The following is an 18,175-nucleotide window of genomic DNA, read 5'->3' as shown; positions in this document are numbered from 1 at the left end:
CCCCACCATCCCTATGACTTTCCGATCCACCCTCACGCCCGCGGCCGTCGCGCTCGGCCTCGCCTTCGGGCTCGGCGCCTGCGACGCTGCGGACAACTTTACCGGCGACGTCGATGGCTTCATCGACCGCGTCGACACCGACTCGCTCAATCAGCAGCGGGCCGTCAGCTTCCTCGCCATTGGCGTCGAGGAGGCGTTCAACGACGCCTACGACGCCTCGGCGGTCCTCGCCGACCTGCTGTCGGACGCGTTCATCTTTGACCAGGACGTCAACGGCGCCACGTTCCCGACGTTCGACGAGATCGACGACGGAGACATCCTGACCTCCAACAACTCGGTCGACGGCGTCTACAACGCCATCAACCAGATGCGGTACCTCGCCGACGACCTGCTTCGCCGGGCCGAGACGGCCATCGAGTTCTCGGCTGACGAGGACGGCGCCGAGGCCCAGCGCCTCGCCAGCTACACCGGCAACTTCTACGGCGGCGTCTCGCGCTACTTCCTGGCGAGCTACTTCGCGCTCGACCCCAACTCGAACGCGGGCGCGCCGATCTCGGAGAGCCCGGAGAACCTGAGCCCGCTCATCCCGAGCGCTCAGCTCTACCAGCAGTCGATCGACCGGTACACGGCGGCCAAGGCGTTCGTCGCCAACGACTACCAGACCCGACTGATCAACACGCTGATCGCGCGGAACCACCTCTACATGGGCAACCTCGCCCAGGCCGAGTCCTTCGCCGCGCAGGGCCTCGTCGCCGGCGACGCGCCCTTCACGGGCGACTACAACGCGTCGTCGCAGAACAACTGGTACACCCAGGGCGGCATCGGCCGCACCCAGGTGGTCGCGGCGGACCGCTTCCAGACGTACCAGGACGAGGGCGACACGCGCGTCGCCGTCGAGGACGCCCCGCCGGTCGCCGGCGCGACCCGGTTCTTCGTTCGCCAGGCTGTGATCACGGACCCGGGCCAGTCGCTCCCCTTCGCCACCTGGCAGGAGACCGCGCTGATCCGCGCGGAGGCCGCTGGCGCCGGCTCGTCGGCCGCGCTCGGCTTCATCAACGCCGTCCGTGCCGACGCGGGCCTGGACCCGCTCGCGAGCGCGGACCAGGACGCGCTGATCACCGAGCGCGACCGGACGCTGTTCCTCCAGGGCCAGCGGCTCCTGGACATGCGCCGATTCGGCTTGCCGTTCGTCAACGCGGACGGCCCGGTCACGGGCCCGTGGCGCTACCTGCCGATCCCGCAGAACGAGCGGAACGCGAACCCGAACTTCTAGGCTCGCGCGCTCCCGACCCGGGGGCCCGGCGGCATCGCGCCGCCGGGCCCCCTTTTTTGTGCCGATTCGCGAGGTGGGACCCCGCTTCCCCTCGCGAAGCAGGCCCCGGCGCCCTATGCTGTGACCGACCACCTCGGGGACGCCATGCCGATGCCCGCCATCTTGTGCCTGCTCGTCGCCCTGCTGGCGGCCGACGCCGGCGCCCAGCGCCACGTCGTGGTGCTCGTCCGCGACGCCGAGACACGCGCGCCGCTCGCCGGCGCCAGCGTCGTCGCCGGCGATGCCGGGGCGACAGCCGATGCCAACGGCCGCGTCCGCTTCGTCGTCGACGCCGACTCGGTCGATCTGGGGGCGGCCTACCTCGGCTACGGGGCGGTCGACACGACCGTCGCGGTTTCGGCGGACGCCAATACGTATGTCGTGCTCGGGTTGTCGCCCGGGGTCCGCAGTCTGGGGGATGTGGTGGTGACGGCGGAGACCCTGAACCGGCGGCGCCTGGAGCGCGTCGGGTTCTTCGATCGACGCGATGCTCACACGGGGGCGTTCCTGACGCGCGAGGAGCTCGACGCCCGCAACGTCTCGCAGTTCTCGGACATCTTCCGGGGCATGAACGGCGTCCGCATCGACCGGGGCCGGGGGCTCTCCCGGCTCGTCTCGACGCGCCGCCGCGACTGCCCGATGACCGTCTTCGTCGACGGCACGGAGGCGGCCTACCTCTCCGACAACGTGGACTCGCTCCCGTTCGGCGACGTAGCGGCGGTCGAGGTTTACCGGGGCCCCTCAGAGGTGCCCATGGCGTACGCGCACACGCGGTTCCGCAACTCGTGCGGTGCGGTCCTGATCTGGACCCAGATCGAGATCGACGGATAGCGCCTCCTCAGAGCGGCCCGGTCGAGTCACGGGGTCGCTGACGCCCGACGAGACCCACCACTGCTCGGCGCCCAGCGCCTCCCAGACGCCCGCCTGCGTCCCCGACGCGCTCGGCCGAGTGTGTGACCTCGACGCGCGCAGGGGCGGCTCGGTGCTGGAACGCGATGTGGACTCATCGGCGTTCGACCCTCCCACCACCCCCGTTCTCAGATGTCCTTCCGTCCGACCTCCGCCGTGCTGGCGGCGCTGGCGCTGGCCGCGCTCACGCTCCCGTTCGCCGGCTGCGCCACGCTCGGCGGGGCCAACTACTACTCCGTCGACCAGGAGTGGCAGGCGGGGCAGCAGCTCGAAGCCGAGCTCGCCCGCAAGCTCCCGCTCACGAATGACCGCACCGTCACGGCCTATGTCAACCGGCTTGGGCAGGCGATGGCCCGCCAGACTCAGCTCGGCAACCGCCCCTGGCGGTTCTACGTCGTCCGCGACGATGCCATCAACGCCTTCAACGTACCCGGCGGGCTCGTTTACATCAACACGGGTCTGATCGAGCAGGTCGGGAGCGCCTCGGAGCTGGCGGGCGCCATTGCGCACGAGGTCGCGCACGGCGCGGCTCGTCACGGCACGCAGCGGCTGTCGGCGGCCCAGGAGGCGAACGTGCTGGCGGGCGCCATCGGCGTCGGCGGCGGCGTCGAGGGGATCGCGGCCCAGATCGCGGCCCAGGGCGCCTTCGCGTCGTTCTCGCGGCGCGACGAGCGCGAGGCCGACCGCCTGGGCGTCCAGATCATGGCCAACGTCGGCTACGACCCCGGCGGGCTCGGCGACTTGCTGGAGCGGCTCGCGGCGCAGGAGCGAGGCGGCGGCGTCGCCTTCTTCCGCACGCACCCGCTCTCGTCCGACCGGATGCAGGAAGTCCGGCGGCTGGCGCAGGCGTACAACGGCCGGGGGCTCGCCCGCGACGACCGGGAGTTCGCAGCGGTGAGGCGGCGGGCGGGACAGCTGTGAGGGACGCAGAATGAGGAATGAGGGGTGAGGATTGGACGGGTCGAGGTCAGCACAGTCCGGGGGCATCATCTTGAGCCCGCCCGTCCGCCTCTCGATCCCCGTCCCCCGCTCCCCGTGCCTGATCTCGACGCCTACGCCTTCGACCTGCCGGACGCGCTGATCGCGCAGCGCCCTGCCGAGCGCCGCGACGGCTCGCGAATGCTCGTCCTCCACCGGGCGACCGGCGCCGTCGAGGACCGCCGGTTCACGGACCTCCCCGACTATCTCGCGGCGGGCGACGCCCTCGTGTTCAACGACACACGCGTCGTCCCTGCCCGGCTCGTCGGCGCTCGGCCGAGCGGGGGGAAGGCCGAGCTGTTCCTGATCGACCGCCGCGACGACGGCTCGTGGAGCGCGCTCGCGCGGCCCGGCCGCAAGCTCAAGGCCGGGGCGACCGTGCTCCTGGGCGACGGGCTGGCGGCGACCGTCGACCACGTGCTGGACAACGGGCGCCGCGTCGTGCGGTTGACGAGGGACGGCGCCCTACTGGCGCCCGAGGCCGAGCAGGCCGCGCTGGACGCCGTCGGCCGGATGCCGCTGCCGCCGTACGTGGACCGGGAGGCGGACGCGACAGACAAGGAGCGCTACCAGACCATGTTCGCGAGGGCCCGCGGCGCCGTCGCCGCCCCGACGGCCGGGCTCCACTTTACCCCGGCCACCCTCGACGCGCTTCGCCAACGCGGCGTGACGACGGCCGAGGTAACGCTGCACGTCGGCTACGGCACCTTCGAGCCCGTCCGTGCCGACGACCTGGCCGAGCACCGCGTTGCTGCCGAGACCATCGACGTGCCGGCCGCGACGACAGAGGCCCTCAACGCCGCGCGCGCTGCCGGGGGCCGGGTCGTCGCCGTCGGCACGACGTCGACGCGGGCGCTGGAGACGGCGGCGGACGAGGCGGGCCGGTTCACGCCGGTCGCCGGGCCCACCGACCTCACGATCACGCCCGGCTACCACTTCCGCGCCGTGGACGCGCTGTTGACCAACTTCCACCTCCCGCAGTCGTCGCTCCTCGTGCTCACCGCGACGTTCGGCGGTCTCGACGCCGTGATGGACGCGTACCGCCACGCGGTCCGCGAGGGCTACCGGTTCTACTCCTACGGCGACTGCATGCTGATCGTGGACTAGAGCCCTCTCGGACCCCTGTAGACACGCACGCTGTCTCGCCCGACCACGGGGATCGCCCATCCCTCTTCGCAGGGAGAGCAAGCCCCGTGGGTGCCAGCCAGCCTCTGTTGGGAGGGGAGGGCCGTTGGGGTCCGAAGGCCCGGTCGTCATCTCGGGCCTGCAGTTGATCAGTTGATCATCAGAGGTCAGCAGAGGCCCTCCAAGGGTCAACAGGATCCTCTCAGGGATCGGCAATCTCCCTCTGAAGGACCGACGACGGAGCTCGGAGCGCCGGGGGAGGGAACGGGGCGAGGAGGGGCCGGACTGGACTCTGGAGAGTCACGCTTGTGCGTCGGAAGGCGCGATTAGCGTCGCCGCGTGTCGGGGGAGCGTGCCAAAGCCTTGGGACAGAGCGCGCAGGGTGAGAGGGGTGTGTGGATTGCCCGTCGGGAGACACATCCGCGGGCGCTCTAGAGTCCGCGACCCATCCGCCGATACCCGGGATCTCCCCCCGACGACATGTCCGACCGCCCGACCCCGCCCCGCCGCGTCCCGTCCGGCCCGCCCTTGGGCGGCGCCTACGCCTCGGCCGAGGACGCCGTGTTCGAAGATCTCGGAGGCCCCGGCGACGGCCGCGCCGGCTCCACCCCGCCGACGTGGGAGACGCTGGCTCCTGAGCCCGCTCCGGCGCCGCGCGCACCGGAGCCTGGCCCCGCCGGCCCGGCGGTCCAACTCGGTGACCCGTTCGGCGACGGCGCGGCCGCCCCGGCGGAATTGGGCTACGACCCCTCTGACGGCTTTCAGATCGGGTTCGACGACGAGCCGGCCCAGACGACCGCCCTCGCGCCGATCGTCCCCCAGATGCCCGCGACGCGGCCCAGCGGCCCGCCCGCAGTTCTGCCCTCGGCGGCGCCCGTGTCCTCCGCCCCGCGCGCCGAGGCCCGCCGCTCGTTCCGCAGCACCCTGCGGATGCTCCGCCGCCACGCCTGGCTCATCGCCGGGCTGACCGCGCTCGGGCTCGCCGTCGGCGCGGCGTACGCGACGTTCCGGACGCCGTCGTACGAGGCGCATAGCATCCTGCTCATCATCCCGAACGACACCGAGGCGGGCGCGGGCGGCGTCGCCCAGGCGCCGGGCGTCGACGTGTCGAAGGTGGTCAACCAGGGGCTCGTCTTGCAGCAGGCCCCGCAGATCGCGCAGAGCGCGGCGGCCTCCATCCTGGCCCGCCCGGATGCCGACGCCTTCTCGACGGTCCAGAAGGCGACCAAGCGCTACGGCGGCGCGCTCACGCCCGAAGGCTACGGCGAGTACCTCCAGGACAAGGCGGTGACCGTCGGGCCGGCGGCCGATGAGGCCGACGCCATCAAGGTTTCCGCCAAGGCCGCCCTCCCCGAGGAGGCCACCCTCATCGCCCAGCTCTACACCGACGCCTACGTCGACCTCACCCGGACGTCGTCGCAGGAGCGCTCGACCCGGACGCGCGAGGTGCTCGATGAGCAGATCGCCCGGCGCGAGGGCGAGCTGTCGGAGATCGAGAACCAACTCGAGAGGTTCATGACCTCCGAGAACGCCGCTGGGCTCGACGACCAGACGCGCATGACGGTCTCGTCCATCGGCCAGCTCCAGGGCCAGCTCGACCTCGCTCGTGTAGAAGCGCAGACGCACCGCGCCCGCTTGGGCCAGCTCCGCAGCGACCTCGCCTCCGTCCCGGAGCGCCTGGAGCGGAGCGCGCAGGCCCCGTCGGTCGTGGAGACCTCGGACCTCGACACGCAGATCGCCTCCGACGAGCGGCTGCTGGAGCAGATCTACCGCCAGAACCCGCAGCTCCGAGGCGACCCGACGGCCCACCCCGACGTGGCCGAGATCGACACCCGCTTGCGTGGCCTGCGTGCCGACCGCCAGCGCCGGATCGCCTCGGCGACCGACGCCGCCGTCGGGGCTGGTGGGCTGGACATGAGCAGCAGCACCTCAAATGGCCGGTCCTACCTGGCTGACCTCCAGCGCCAGATTTCGACCATCGAGGCGGAGCTGGCGGGCGCCGAAGCCCGGGCGCGGACGCTGTCCGGCCGACTCGCCGAGGCACGGGGCCAGCTCCGGGCCGTCCCGGGCCAGCAGGTCGAGCTCGGCCAGCTGGAGCGGCAGCGCACGCAGGCCGCCTTGACCCTCGATCAGCTCCACGCCGAGTACGACCGCGCATCGCTCGCCGAGACCACCGAGCTCGGATTTGCCCAGGTCTTGCGCGAGGTGCAAGTGCCCCGCAAGCCGACCGGCCTCAAGCCCCCGGCGGCGACCGCCCTCGGCGGCATCGTCGGGCTGTTGCTTGGCCTGGGGCTCGCGTTCATCCGGTTCCAGACTGATTCCACGGCGCGCACGCCCGATGACCTGCGCGAGCACGGGTTCACCGTCATCGGCACCATCCCTGACCTTACCGACGCCTTGCGCGGCGGCCGGCACGAGATCGAGGGGGCGCTCGTCCACCCGGGGCTGGTCACGCTCTCGCGGCCCTTCTCGCCCGAGGCCGAGGCGTTCCGGCACCTCCACGCCGGCTTGTACGCAGGTGGCGGTGCGCACCCCCAGGTGGTGCTCGTCGGGGCGCCCGAGTCGCACGCGGGCACCAGCCTGGTGGCCGCCAACCTGGCTGCCGCCGCCGCTCAGGCGGGGCGTCGCACGCTGCTCATCGACGCGGACCTGCGGCGCCCGGCCGTTGGGGCCCTCTTCGGGTTCGGCGAGCAGGCCCCGCTCGGCGAGGGCCCGGCCGACTCGAACCTGGTCTATTGGAGCACCTCGGTGCCCGGCCTGCTGGCGATGACGCCGCGGGAGACGGCCGCCTCGCCCGACCAGATGTGGGCGCCCCACCAAGTCGGCGCGCTTCTGCAGAACCTGCGCTCGGCGTTCGACATCGTCATCATCGACACGCCCTCGGCGCTGGCCTCGGCGGACGCCACGCTACTGGCGCCCCACGCCGACGCCGCGTTGCTGGTCGCCCAGTCCGGGCGCACCGACATCGAGGCCATGGAGCAGGTGGCGAGCGAGCTGGCCTCCGTGGGCCTGACACGCGTTGGCGCCGTCCTCAACCGCTTCGACCCCACGGGGGCCATCGGCTTCCGCTCCACGGCCGGCGTCCGCCACGCCGCCCGCGACTGACCCCCGTCTTCGTCCCCCCGACCTATGCGTTTCCTCCTTCTCGCCGCGCTCGCGGCCCTCGCGTTCCCCGTCGCTGCCCAGACCGCCGATCCTGACCCTGCCCCCGTGACCCGGATCGGGCGGAGCGAGCAGACCGTCAGCAACGCGCCCGGCTACTACCGGCACCACCTTCCCGGCGAGGCCACCATCCAGGTCCAGGTCGAGGGCGCCGTCCTCAACCCCGGCCTCTACGAGATCGCCGACGAGACCGGCCTCCGCGAGCTGTTGGCGCTCTCGGGCGGCCCTCAGGTCAACACGCGCGACCGCGACAGCGAGCGCCGTGTCGAGATCCGGCTGATGCGGCCCGGCAACGGCATGATCTACGGCGCGCTGCTGGCCGACGCCGTGACCAACCCCCAGCTGATCCCCGCGCTCCGGCACGACGACGCCATGCTGGTCGAGGTGATCGACAAGCGGCGGTTCGGCTGGCGTGACGCGCTGACCGTCGTCGGTGGCATCAGCACGGCCGTCTTGATCTACGATCGCCTCGGGCAGTAGCGCCACGGCGGCCTGGCCGCTCCTCATGTCCGACCTCGTGTCCCGTATTCGGGCCTCCGCGGGCTCCTGGCTCCGTCAGGGGTCGTGGACCGTCCTCGACCAAGCCCTCTTCGCGGGGGCCAACTTCCTGGTTAACGTGCTCCTGGCGCGCTGGCTGACGCCCGAGGCGTACGGCGGCTTCACGGTCGCCTTCATGGTGTTCCTGCTGGCGGGAACGGTCCACGGCGGGCTGCTCATTGAGCCGATGCTCGTGTTTGGGCCGGGCCGGTTCGAGGGGAAGACAGGCCCGTACCTGCGGTCGCTCCTCGCCGAACACGCCCGGTACTCCGTCGCCGTCGGCGCGCTGCTGGCGGCGGGCGGCGGGCTGGCGTGGGCGCTGGGGAGCCCGGCGTTCGGGGCGTTACTGGGCGTGCTGGCCGTCGCCCAGAGCGCGATTCTGGCGTTGTGGCTGATGCGCCGCGCCTGCTACGTCGTCTCCCGTCCCGATTGGGCTGCGGCCGCTGGCGCGCTCTACCTCGTCCTGCTACTTGGAGGGGCCGTCGCCCTGTACCGCGTCGACGCGCTGAGCGGCGCGGCAGGGTTCGCGCTGATGGGCGCCACGTCGCTGGTCGCCGCCGTCGCCCTCGGGGTGCGCCTCGGCATCCCCGTGCGTGCCGCCGACCCGGCCCTGGCCGCCGACGCCCGCGCTGCCCACGTCGAGTACGGCCGGTGGGCCGCGCCGACGGGCGCCATCGAGTGGGCCCAGACAGCGATCCCGTACCTCGCGCTGCCCCTGTTCGTGGGGCTCGCAGGCAGCGGCGCGCTCCGGGCCTTCTACAACCTGGCGATGCCGGCCATGATGGGGTTCTCCGCGCTGGCGACGCTGTGCCTGCCCATCTTCGTCCGCGCCCGCGCCGCCGGCACCCTCCGCCGTTCCGCGCGGTCCGTCGGCGCCGCGTTCGTGGCGATGGCCGTTGCGTACGGGGCGCTGATGCTGCTCTTCGGCAAGGCCGCCGTGGCGTTCCTCTACGACGGCCAGTACGTCCTGACGACGCCGGTGCTGGTGCTGCTGGCGCTCGCGCCGCTCGGCGTGGCCGTCGCGAACGTGCTGATGACCGTGGTGCGGAGCGCTGAGCGGCCCGAGGCCGTGTTCCGCGCCCGCGTCGCGACGGTCGGCGTGGTCGGGACCGTGGGGCTGGGCATGACGGCCGCGCTCGGCGTCGTCGGCGCGCTCCTGTCCGACATGCTCGGGCTGCTCTGCGAGATCGGGATCCTGGCAGGGCCCGCGCGCCGAGAGACCGACCCGGCGCCCGCGCCCGGGTCGACCGGCGACCGCTTGCGTGTGCTCGTCTCCGCGTTCGCCTGCGACCCCGGAGAGGGGTCGGAGGGCGGCGTCGGGTGGAACACCGTCCGCGAGCTGGCGCGACACCACGACGTGACGGTGCTGACGTATGCGGGGGCCCGGATGTACGTCGAGGCCGAGCTGGCGGAGCGGCCCGTCGAGCACCTCCGGTTCGCGTATTACGCGCTCCCGTTCGAGCCCGAGAAGTACCGCGTGCGCGGCGAACCAATGCACGGCGCGCCCGGGCAGTTTCACTACCTCGCCTGGCAGATGGCCGCGGCCCGCGTCGCCCGCCGTCTCCACCGCGAGCGCCCGTTCGACCTCTCGCACCACATCACCTTCGTCAAGTACTGGACGCCGAGCGCGGTCGCCGGGCTCGGTGTCCCGTTCGTGTGGGGGCCGGTCGGTGGGGGAGAGGCGGCGCCCGAGCCGTTCGTGCAAGCTCTGGGGCCGGAGGGCGTTCGTTACGAGCGCCGCCGCGAGCAAGCCCAGCGGCTCTTCGAAAAGCTCCCGAGCGTCCGGCGCACGGCCCGGGCCGCGCGGCTGGCGTTCGCGACGACCGACGAGACGCGCGTCCGGATGGAGGCCATCGGTACCACGCCGGTCGAGGTGCAGGGCGCGATCGCGCTGCCCGATGACGAGATCGCCCGGCTCGGGGCGATCCCCGAGCCCGACGACGGGCCGGTCCGGTTCGTCTGCATCGGCCGCCAACTTGCGCTCAAGGCGTACCACCTCGGCATCGAGGCGTTCGCCGCCATCGCCGACGACGTCGCGCTCGCGGGCGCCGAGCTGTGGATGATCGGCGACGGGCCCGAGCACGACCGCTTGCGGCAGCTCGCCGCCGACCTCGGCGTCGCCGACCGCGTCCGCTTTTTCGGGGCGCTGCCCCGCGCCGAGGTGCTGGAGCGGCTGGCCGAGACGCACGCGCTGATCCAGACGAGCCTGCACGAGTCCGGCGGGAGTGTCTGTCTGGAAGCGCTCGCTGCCGGCCGCCCCGTCGTCGGGCTCGCACTGGGCGGGACCGTCGTCCACGCCCCGCCGGAGACCTCCGTGCTCGTCCCCGCCGTGACGCCGGCCCAGGCCGTCGTCGACCTCGCCGACGCCCTGCGCTACGTCGCCGTCGACGGCCCCGCGCGCCAACGGATGGGCCGCGAGGGCCGCCGCGTCGTCGCCGAGCGGTTCGCGTGGGGCGCCAAGATCGCCGCGCTCGCCGAGCGCTATTGGGAGGTCGCCGAGCGCGAGCGCCCGGCCCATCCCACCCACGCCGCCCACCAGCCCGTCGCCGCCTGACATGGAGATCCCGGCCTGGACCTACCGCCCCGCCGTCGTCGGCACGCGCTCGTTTGCCGACCGCTACGTCACCTTCTTGGGCGTGGTGCTGCTGGGCTACGCGATGGCGGGCCGCGGGTTCGCCTACGTCGGGGCCCCGCCCCTGTTCATCGGCGAGGTCGCCCTGGCGCTCGGGCTCGTCGCCCTCGTCTCCGTCCGCCGCCAGGCCACCCTCTACCCGACGGGCCCGATGATGCTCGCGGCCGTGCTCGTCGTGTGGGCCGTCGTCAAGGTGGTCATCGGGGTGCCGCAGTGGGGGTTCGACGCCGCGCGCGACGGGATGCTGGTGCTCTACGCCTTGTTCGCGTTCGTCTCCTACGGGCTGGTGACGGCCCGGCCCGAGCGGCTGCGGACGCTCGTCCGCCGCTTCTCGAAGGTGGCCTGGGGGCTGGCGTTCTTCGCCATCCCCGTCTTGTTCATCAACCGGATGTACCCGTTCGTCCCGCCGTGGCCGTGGGCGCCGGTCAACATCATCCAGACCAAGCCGGGCGACCTGCTGGTGCTGCTCGCGGCGGCCGTGACGTACGTGGCCGCCGGGTTCGTTCGGCCCCGGGCCGCCCTCGTCGCCGGGCTGACCGTCGGCGCGTTGGCGCTGATGGTGACCTCGCGGGGCGGGATGCTCGGGTTCGTCCTCGCGATGAGCTTGGCCGCGCTTTGGAAGCCGGCGATGGCCCGGTTCGGCCGGTTCGCGTATGTCGGCGTCCTGCTCCTCGTCCTCGGCCTGAGCGTGGGGTCGATGGGGATCGAGATGAACAACGGCGACCGCGACTTTTCGGTCGGCCAGATCTGGGAGAACATCAAGAGCATCGCCGGCCAGAGCGACGACCACATGCTCCGCGGCACGGCCGAGTGGCGCCTCGAATGGTGGGGCGACATCGTCGGCTACACGTTCGCCGGGGAGCACTTTCTCGACGGCAAGGGCTTCGGCATCAACCTCGCCACCGACGACGGCTTCGCCGTCGACGACGCCGGCTCGCTCCGGAGCCCGCACAACTCGCACCTGACGGTCCTGGCCCGTGGTGGCGTCCCGCTGTTCCTCGGCTGGCTGGCGCTCCAGGGCTGGTGGTTCATCTCCGTCGCCGCGGCTGCCCGCCGGGCACGGCGCCGCAAGCTCGACGCCTGGGCCGCCTTCTACGCCGTCTGCGGCGCGCTCTGGCTGGGCGCTCACGTCAACGCCTCGTTCGACGTTTACCTCGAAGGGCCGATGGGCGCCGTCTGGTTCTGGACCGTCTTCGGGCTGGCGCTGGCGGGCGTCCGTCTGCAAGAGTCCCACCCACACCTGCTCGACGACGTCCGCGCGCTCGGCCCCTCGGCCCCGCCCGAAGCCAGCGCCGCGCCGCCCTCTGACGCCACCCGCCCCTGGTCGTGGGCCGCCCCCGCCTGACGCCATGAGCGACTCGGCTACCCTCGTCCACCCGCCCCGCCCGTCCCCGGTGGCCTCGGCCTCCGGCCCGCCGCTGACCGTCCTGCTCGTGCACAACGTGTACCAGCAGCCCGGCGGAGAGGACGGCGTGTTCGTGCGCGAGGGCGCGCTGCTGGAGGAGCACGGCCACCGGGTCCTGCGCTACGTCCTGCACAACGATGACGTGCAGGGCATGGGCCGCGTGGCACTCGCGGCGCGGACGCTGTGGGGCCGGACGGCGCACGACCACGTCCAAGGGATCGTCGAGGCTGAGGGGGTCGATGTGGTGCACGTCCACAACACGCTGCCGCTGGCGTCGCCGTCGGTGTTCTGGGCCGCGCACGCGGGGGGCGCCGCGACCGTCCACACGCTGCACAACTTCCGGATGGTCTGCCCCGGCAACCTGCTCCTGCGGGACGGGAAGATCTGCCACGACTGCGTGGGCAAGGCTTTCGCGACGCCGGCCGTCCGCCACGCCTGCTACCGCGACGACCGCGCGGCCACGGCCGCCGTCGCCGCCACGACAGCCCTCCACCGTGTGCTGGGCACCTGGGCGACGGAGGTCGACCGCTACATCGCCCTGAGCGCCTTCGCGCGCGACCTCTTTATCGAGGGCGGCCTGCCGGCCGACCGCGTAGCGGTCAAACACAACGCGCCGCCGTCGGACCCCGTCCCGGCCTCCGGCGGGGACTACGCTCTGTTTGCTGGGCGCCTCGCCCGGGGCAAGGGGATCAAGGTGCTGCTGGAGGCCTGGGCGCTTGATCCATTGCTCCCCACCCTCCGCATCGCAGGCAGCGGACCCCTCGCGCCGCTCGTCGCCGAGGCCGCCGCCAGCGACCCGCGCATCGAGGCGCTGGGCTGGCAGACGGCCGACGATGTGGCCGCGCTGATGGGTGGAGCGGCTATGCTCATCACCCCGTCGACGTGGTACGAGGGCTGGCCGCTCGTCGCCGTCGAGGCGATGGGGCAGGGGACGCCGGTCGTGGCGACGGACCACGGGGCGTTCCCCGAGATGGTCTCCGACGGCGACACCGGCCGCTTGGTGCCCCGGGGCGACGCCGCCGCCCTCGCCTCCGTCGTCCGCGAGATGATGGCGGACCCCGAGAGCCTGCGCGCCATGCGCTGCCGCACCATCCGCCGCTTCGAGGGCCGTTTCTCCCGCTCGGTCAATTACGCCGAGCTGCGCCAGATCTACGACGACGCCATCGCTCAGCGCGCGGCGGCATGACGGCGGACGCCCCCCGCGTCGCGCTCGCGGTCCCCGTCTACAACGGGGCGGCGTTCCTGCCCGCGATGCTCGACGCGCTCCGGGCCCAGACCGAAACGCGCTGGGTCGCCGTGATCACCGACAACGCGTCGACCGACGGGACGGCCGAGATCGCCCGAGCCGCCGCCGCCGCCGACCCGCGCATTCGAGCCCACTGCAACGAGACGAACTTGGGGGCCAACGGCAACTTCAACCGCTCGATGGCGCACGCGCTGGAGACCGGCGCCCCGTTCGTGAAGTGGGCCGCCTGCGACGACCACCTCCGGCCCGACTTTCTCGCCGCCTGCCTCGCCGCCCTCGACGCCCGCCCCGAGGCGGCCGGCGCCCACACCAGCGTCGTGCTGGTGGATGAGGACGGCCAGCCGTACCCCTTCGACGCCGAGCGCGGCGGCTTCCTCGACGGCGACGATGTCTTCCGGTGGACGCCCGACGACTGGGCCGCCCTCGGCGACGCCGACCCCGGCCACCGATTGTTCCGCTTCCTGCGCGACAAGACGGGCCAGTCGCTGATCTACGGCGTCTTCCGGCGCGAGGCCGTGGTCCATGCGGAGCCCTTCGCGATGCCCGGCGTCGAGGACGCCGTATGCGCGGAGTTGGTGCTGGCGGGCCCGTTGGCCCACGTCGACCGTCCCCTCTTCGATCAACGGCTCCACTCGGGCAGCGCCCGCAAGATGTCTCGCCGCGACTACATCGAATACGAGACGGGCGTGCGGCCCACCGGCCTGCTGCTGCCCTCCGGGGGCCGCGCCGTCGTCTTCGCCCGGGGCATCGCGCGAGCCCGGCTGTCGCCAGCAGACCGCGCGCGGGCAGCCGTCGGGCTGGCACGGTTCGCTGTTGGCCTGGGCCGCCTCAAGAATCTGGTCGTCCCCGGCCCAGACAACTACTTCGGCCTGGGCGCGGAGCGGAGCTAGGGATCAGCTGGCAGGGGAGAGGAATCAGCGGCTCTCCCTAGTTCCTCACTCCTGTTCCCTTTCGCTTCAGTTCGGCCGTTCCACCTTGTCGCGGACGGCCCGGCCCACATCGCGGACCCACTTTACAGGCGTCCGCTTGGGCACGCCGAGCGTCTGACCGAGACGCTGGCGCCAGGGCCCGTCGGTGGGCATCGTCCAGAACCACGAGGCGTCGTCGGCGACGGCGCGGAACAGGCGCCGCAAGCCGAGGCGCTTTTCGTTGGGCAGGTGCCAGATCATCATCTCCTCGTGGCCCGGCGCGACGGTGGCCCCGGTGAACCACGTGAACATGCGGTCGATGAAGGGGTCGGCGGTGCCGAGGGGGTAGTCGAGGCGGTGGTAGACGTAGCTCAGCAGGTGCGCCTCCTCGTTGAACTTGGGCAGCCCGGCCTCGTGGCGCCGCAGCATCTCGGGCCATACCGCGCGGGCCTCGGCGACGATCGCCGCCAGCGCCGTGCCCGTGCCGGCCACGATCTCGCCGCCGACGTAGGCTGGGATCGGGTCCGCTCCGTCGCCCGAGCCGCCACCGAGGCTCTGGTAGATCTGGCCCATCTCGCGCGGCGTCAGCCCGTTCTGCTCCTCGTCCGGTCCGATCTGTGCGTTGAACGTGAGGGCCCCGTGCTCGCGTGCCGCGTCCGCCAGCGGGCCGACAGGCCGGGTAAAGACGCAGTCGGAGTCGAGCAGGAGACCCACGTCGTCCGGGCCGAGCGTCTCCGCGAGGTGGGCCGTCACGTCGAGCACATAGAACTGATTGGCCCAGGCGCCGAAGTAGCCGGCCGGCGGGCGCATCGCGTAGGGGAGCACGACGATCTCGACGCCCAGCCGCGCGAGGAAGGCGCCCGTGTCGAAGCCCTCCACGTCCGGGATCGTGTCGACGTTCGTGTAGAGCCGGTGCTCGACGTCGGGGTTGACGCGGGCACTGGCGGCGAAGAAGTCGACCACGCAGCGCCAGTAGACGGCCTGGAACCACGTCGACGATGACCGGCCCCCGACCTGGGGATAGACGCTTTCCTCGCCCTCTTGCTCGGCATAGAACCAAGTGGAAATGACGGTCGCGGGCATGCAGGGAGAGGGAGTGGGCGTCCTCTGTATCGGCGGACGAGGCGGCTTCTCTAGCGCCCCTTCAGCCCGCGACGCCGGAGCCCGCGCGTTCCCGTCCGCTCTGCCGGACGGCGGCGGCTACCGGCTGGCGTCCGCTTTGCCGATGGCCCTGCCGTCCCCCCCCCGACCGACCGCCATGCCCTCCGTCTCTCTCCTCGGCGTCCGCTTCGACGCGCTCACCACCGACGATGCGGCCGACCAGATCCTGGACTGGGCTCGGGCCGGCGACGGTCGGTCGGTGTGCTTTTCGAATGCGCACGGCGTCATCGAGGCCCAGGACGACCCCGCCGTCGCGCGGGCGATGAACGACTCCGACCTGAACGTTCCCGACGGCATGAGCATCGTCCGCGAGATGCGGACCCGCGGCGTGGCCCAGCGCGACCGCGTCTACGGCCCCGACGCCACGCTGGCGGTGGCCGAGCGGTGCGCCGCCGAGGGCCTTCCGGTCGCGTTCTACGGATCGTCCCCGGCGGTGTTGGCGGCGCTCGTCGAGCGGATGCCTGAGGCGGTCCCCGGTCTCGACATCGCCGCTGCCATCTCGCCGCCCTTCCGGCCGCTGAGCGACGAGGAGGACGAGGCGTTCGTCCAACAGCTCAGAGCTTCCGGCGCCCGCGTCGTGTTCGTGGGGCTCGGCTGCCCTCGCCAGGAGCGGTGGTGCACCGAGCACGCCACCCGCGTGGGCGCGGTCTGCCTCGGGGTCGGCGCCGCGTTCGACTTCCACGCCGGAGTACTCCGACAGGCGCCGCCCGTGCTCCAGCGGGCCGGTCTGGAGTGGGCCTTCCGGTTGGCGATGGAGCCACGGCGCCTATGGAAGCGCTACAGCCGCGTCGTCCCTCGATTCCTCATCGGCACCGCCCGTGAACGGCGACGCCTGGCGGAGATGGCGCCGGCTGCGGGCTAGCTGGAAAGATGGGCTCCTCGGCACGAGGGGGAACTGGCCATGCTCCACCGTTCGACCCTGGCAAGAGGAGAGGAAGACGAGAGGATGTGGTGGGGGTAGGTCCATACCAGAGGCGGACGTCGTTGCGGGTCTGGTCGATGACCACACGTTCTGGGCATTCGGCCGAAGGGATCGCAGTCCACTCGTCGCAACGTAAACGTTGAACTCTGACCGCCTGTGTCAACTGGAGAGGGAAGCCCTGAACATCGTCTTTGGGATGTGTGGAAGACTTGTGTTGCGCAGACGGGGCGTCCGGATCGCGACGTGACTCATTCAATGGCGCCGGCAGTCAATGGTAATTGAGTACTATTGGGAGCGGAAGCAACACGGACTTCCGCACTACCACCCCACCAGAACCATGGCTAAAGCCCGCACGCCTCGCAAGAGCACCCCCTTCGATTTCGAGACCCTGTCCCAGTCGGAAGCGACCGAACGCCGCAGCGCAAAGGGGACCCGGCGGAGCAAGTACTCTCCCATCGGCGACCGCTTCCGCGAGCTCGACTCGGACAGCGTCCTGGCCTTCAAGGCGACGAAGAATGAAGTCCAGGGCGTCCGCAACTATATGCGGCGCAACTTCGAGGGCGAGCATCAGGTGAACAGCCGCCGTTCCGATGGCGACATGTACGAGGTTCACATCTCGCAGACCAGCTAGGGCGACCCTGCTATCTGGGCCGAAGGGCCGCCTCGGCACCACTCGAGGCGGCCCTTCGGCATGTCTACCAAGCGGCCCGCCGGCGGCGGAGTGAACGGGCGCCGGGCACGCTGGCACGGACTTGGCCGGTGGGCTCGGCGAACGCCCGCCCTCCCATGCGCATCCTCCTCACCGGCCACGACGGGTACATCGGTACCGTCCTCGCCCCGATCCTCCAGGCCGCCGGCCACGACGTCTGCGGCCTCGACACCGGCTGGTTCTCGGCCTGCGCCTTCGGCCCCCAGCCCACGGCTCCCCCCGCCGTCCGGCTCGACGTGCGGGACGCCGGCGCCGATCAATTCGACGGTGTCGACGCGGTCATCCACCTCGCGAACCTCTCGAACGACCCGCTCGGCAGCCTCGACCCCGGCCTCACCAACGACGTGAACGCGCAGGCCACCGTCCGGCTGGCGCGGCTGGCACGCGAGGCCGGCGTCGGCCGGTTCGTCTTCGCCAGCTCGTGCAGTCTGTACGGCGCCGCCGGCCAAGACGCCGTCACCGAGGAGGCGCCGTTCAATCCCGTTACTCCCTACGGACGCGCCAAGGTCGACGCCGAGGCGGGGCTCGGGCCCCTCGCCAGCGACGCCTTCTCGCCGGTCTACCTCCGCAACGCGACCGTCTACGGCGCCAGCCCCCGTTTGCGGTTCGACCTGGTCGTCAACAACTTGACCGCGTGGGCCGTGGCGACCGGCGCCATCCGGATGCTCAGCGACGGGACGCCGTGGCGCCCGCTCGTCCATGTCGAGGACGTCGCGCACGCCGCCCTCGCCGCCGTCGAGGCGCCGCGCGAGGCCGTGCACGACCAGGCCTTCAACGTCGGCCGCGAGGGCGAGAACTACCAGATCCGAGACGTGGCCACGCTCGTCGGCGAGGCCGTGCCAGGCTGCCACGTCACCTTCGCCGACGGGGCCTCCCCCGACGCCCGCAGCTACCGCGTCAGCTTTGCCAAGATCGCCGAGCGGCTGCCCGGCTGGCGCCCGCGCTGGACCGTCCCCGATGGCATCCGTCAGGTCCGCGACGCGCTCGCCGGCCTCGACCTCGCGCCCGCCGTCTTCGAGGGCCCCGGCTACTCGCGCGTCGCCCACCTCCAGCGCCTGCTCGAAACCGGCGCCCTCGGCCCCGACCTCCGCTGGGCCGCCGTCGACGGCGGCCCAGCGGGCGGCGCCCCTTCGCTCGTCGCCACCGCTTGACCCAGACGCCCCGCCCGT

14 protein-coding genes are annotated in these 18,175 nt (G+C 72.2%); 13 read left to right on the top strand and 1 reads right to left on the bottom strand.

What is annotated here, in order from left to right; all coding sequences use genetic code 11:
- Window positions 1-13 precede the first annotated feature (13 nt).
- The 10 genes from ACLII4_RS14850 to ACLII4_RS14805 all read left to right on the top strand — a co-directional run bounded on the left by ACLII4_RS14850 (window position 14) and on the right by ACLII4_RS14805 (window position 14,196).
- Complete coding sequence (locus tag ACLII4_RS14850; RefSeq protein ID WP_412068181.1) at window positions 14-1,273, top strand: RagB/SusD family nutrient uptake outer membrane protein; 1,260 nt, start codon at window positions 14-16, stop codon at window positions 1,271-1,273.
- A gap of 120 nt (window positions 1,274-1,393) precedes the next feature.
- Window positions 1,394-2,143, top strand: a complete 750-nt coding sequence (locus ACLII4_RS14845; RefSeq protein WP_412068180.1) for a TonB-dependent receptor plug domain-containing protein — start codon at window positions 1,394-1,396, stop codon at window positions 2,141-2,143.
- 210 nt (window positions 2,144-2,353) lie between these two features.
- The gene (locus ACLII4_RS14840; RefSeq protein WP_412068179.1) at window positions 2,354-3,142 is read left to right on the top strand and encodes a M48 family metallopeptidase; all 789 of its coding nucleotides are present in this window, start codon (window positions 2,354-2,356) and stop codon (window positions 3,140-3,142) included.
- 114 nt (window positions 3,143-3,256) lie between these two features.
- The gene (gene queA / locus ACLII4_RS14835; RefSeq protein ID WP_412068178.1) at window positions 3,257-4,306 is read left to right on the top strand and encodes a tRNA preQ1(34) S-adenosylmethionine ribosyltransferase-isomerase QueA; all 1,050 of its coding nucleotides are present in this window, start codon (window positions 3,257-3,259) and stop codon (window positions 4,304-4,306) included.
- Between the two features lie 498 nt (window positions 4,307-4,804).
- Complete coding sequence (locus ACLII4_RS14830; RefSeq protein ID WP_412068177.1) at window positions 4,805-7,429, top strand: GumC family protein; 2,625 nt, start codon at window positions 4,805-4,807, stop codon at window positions 7,427-7,429.
- A 24-nt stretch (window positions 7,430-7,453) separates the two neighbouring features.
- Window positions 7,454-7,966 carry an SLBB domain-containing protein gene (locus tag ACLII4_RS14825; RefSeq protein WP_412068176.1) on the top strand — a complete coding sequence of 171 codons (513 nt, stop codon included), beginning with the start codon at window positions 7,454-7,456 and terminating at the stop codon, window positions 7,964-7,966.
- 25 nt (window positions 7,967-7,991) lie between these two features.
- A complete protein-coding gene (locus tag ACLII4_RS14820; RefSeq protein WP_412068175.1) occupies window positions 7,992-10,577 on the top strand; it encodes a glycosyltransferase in 2,586 nt (861 codons plus the stop codon).
- Window position 10,578: 1 nt separating this feature from the next.
- Window positions 10,579-12,000, top strand: coding sequence for an O-antigen ligase family protein (locus tag ACLII4_RS14815; RefSeq protein ID WP_412068174.1), 1,422 nt, complete (start codon window positions 10,579-10,581; stop codon window positions 11,998-12,000).
- Between the two features lie 4 nt (window positions 12,001-12,004).
- The gene (locus ACLII4_RS14810) at window positions 12,005-13,246 is read left to right on the top strand and encodes a glycosyltransferase (protein WP_412068173.1); all 1,242 of its coding nucleotides are present in this window, start codon (window positions 12,005-12,007) and stop codon (window positions 13,244-13,246) included.
- The gene (locus ACLII4_RS14805; RefSeq protein WP_412068172.1) at window positions 13,243-14,196 is read left to right on the top strand and encodes a glycosyltransferase; all 954 of its coding nucleotides are present in this window, start codon (window positions 13,243-13,245) and stop codon (window positions 14,194-14,196) included. Before ACLII4_RS14810 ends, ACLII4_RS14805 begins: the two co-directional genes overlap by 4 nt.
- 66 nt (window positions 14,197-14,262) lie before the next feature.
- Here ACLII4_RS14805 and ACLII4_RS14800 read toward each other — a convergent pair whose 3' ends face one another.
- Window positions 14,263-15,297, bottom strand: a complete 1,035-nt coding sequence (locus tag ACLII4_RS14800; RefSeq protein ID WP_412068171.1) for a hypothetical protein — start codon at window positions 15,295-15,297, stop codon at window positions 14,263-14,265.
- A gap of 175 nt (window positions 15,298-15,472) precedes the next feature.
- Here ACLII4_RS14800 and ACLII4_RS14795 point away from each other — a divergent pair, with 175 nt between their 5' ends.
- From ACLII4_RS14795 to ACLII4_RS14785, 3 genes are all read left to right on the top strand, one after another.
- The gene (locus ACLII4_RS14795) at window positions 15,473-16,237 is read left to right on the top strand and encodes a WecB/TagA/CpsF family glycosyltransferase (RefSeq protein ID WP_412068170.1); all 765 of its coding nucleotides are present in this window, start codon (window positions 15,473-15,475) and stop codon (window positions 16,235-16,237) included.
- Between the two features lie 397 nt (window positions 16,238-16,634).
- Window positions 16,635-16,928 carry a hypothetical protein gene (locus ACLII4_RS14790; protein ID WP_412068169.1) on the top strand — a complete coding sequence of 98 codons (294 nt, stop codon included), beginning with the start codon at window positions 16,635-16,637 and terminating at the stop codon, window positions 16,926-16,928.
- Window positions 16,929-17,083: 155 nt separating this feature from the next.
- On the top strand, window positions 17,084-18,157 hold the full coding sequence (locus ACLII4_RS14785) for an NAD-dependent epimerase/dehydratase family protein (protein ID WP_412068168.1): 1,074 nt from the start codon (window positions 17,084-17,086) through the stop codon (window positions 18,155-18,157).
- Window positions 18,158-18,175: the final 18 nt, after the last annotated feature.

This window comes from Rubrivirga aquatilis (assembly GCF_046845665.1).
Lineage (GTDB): Bacteria > Bacteroidota > Rhodothermia > Rhodothermales > Rubricoccaceae > Rubrivirga.
The sequence above is the reverse complement of the archived record's forward strand: the minus strand, read 5'-3'. Positions and strand labels throughout refer to the sequence as shown.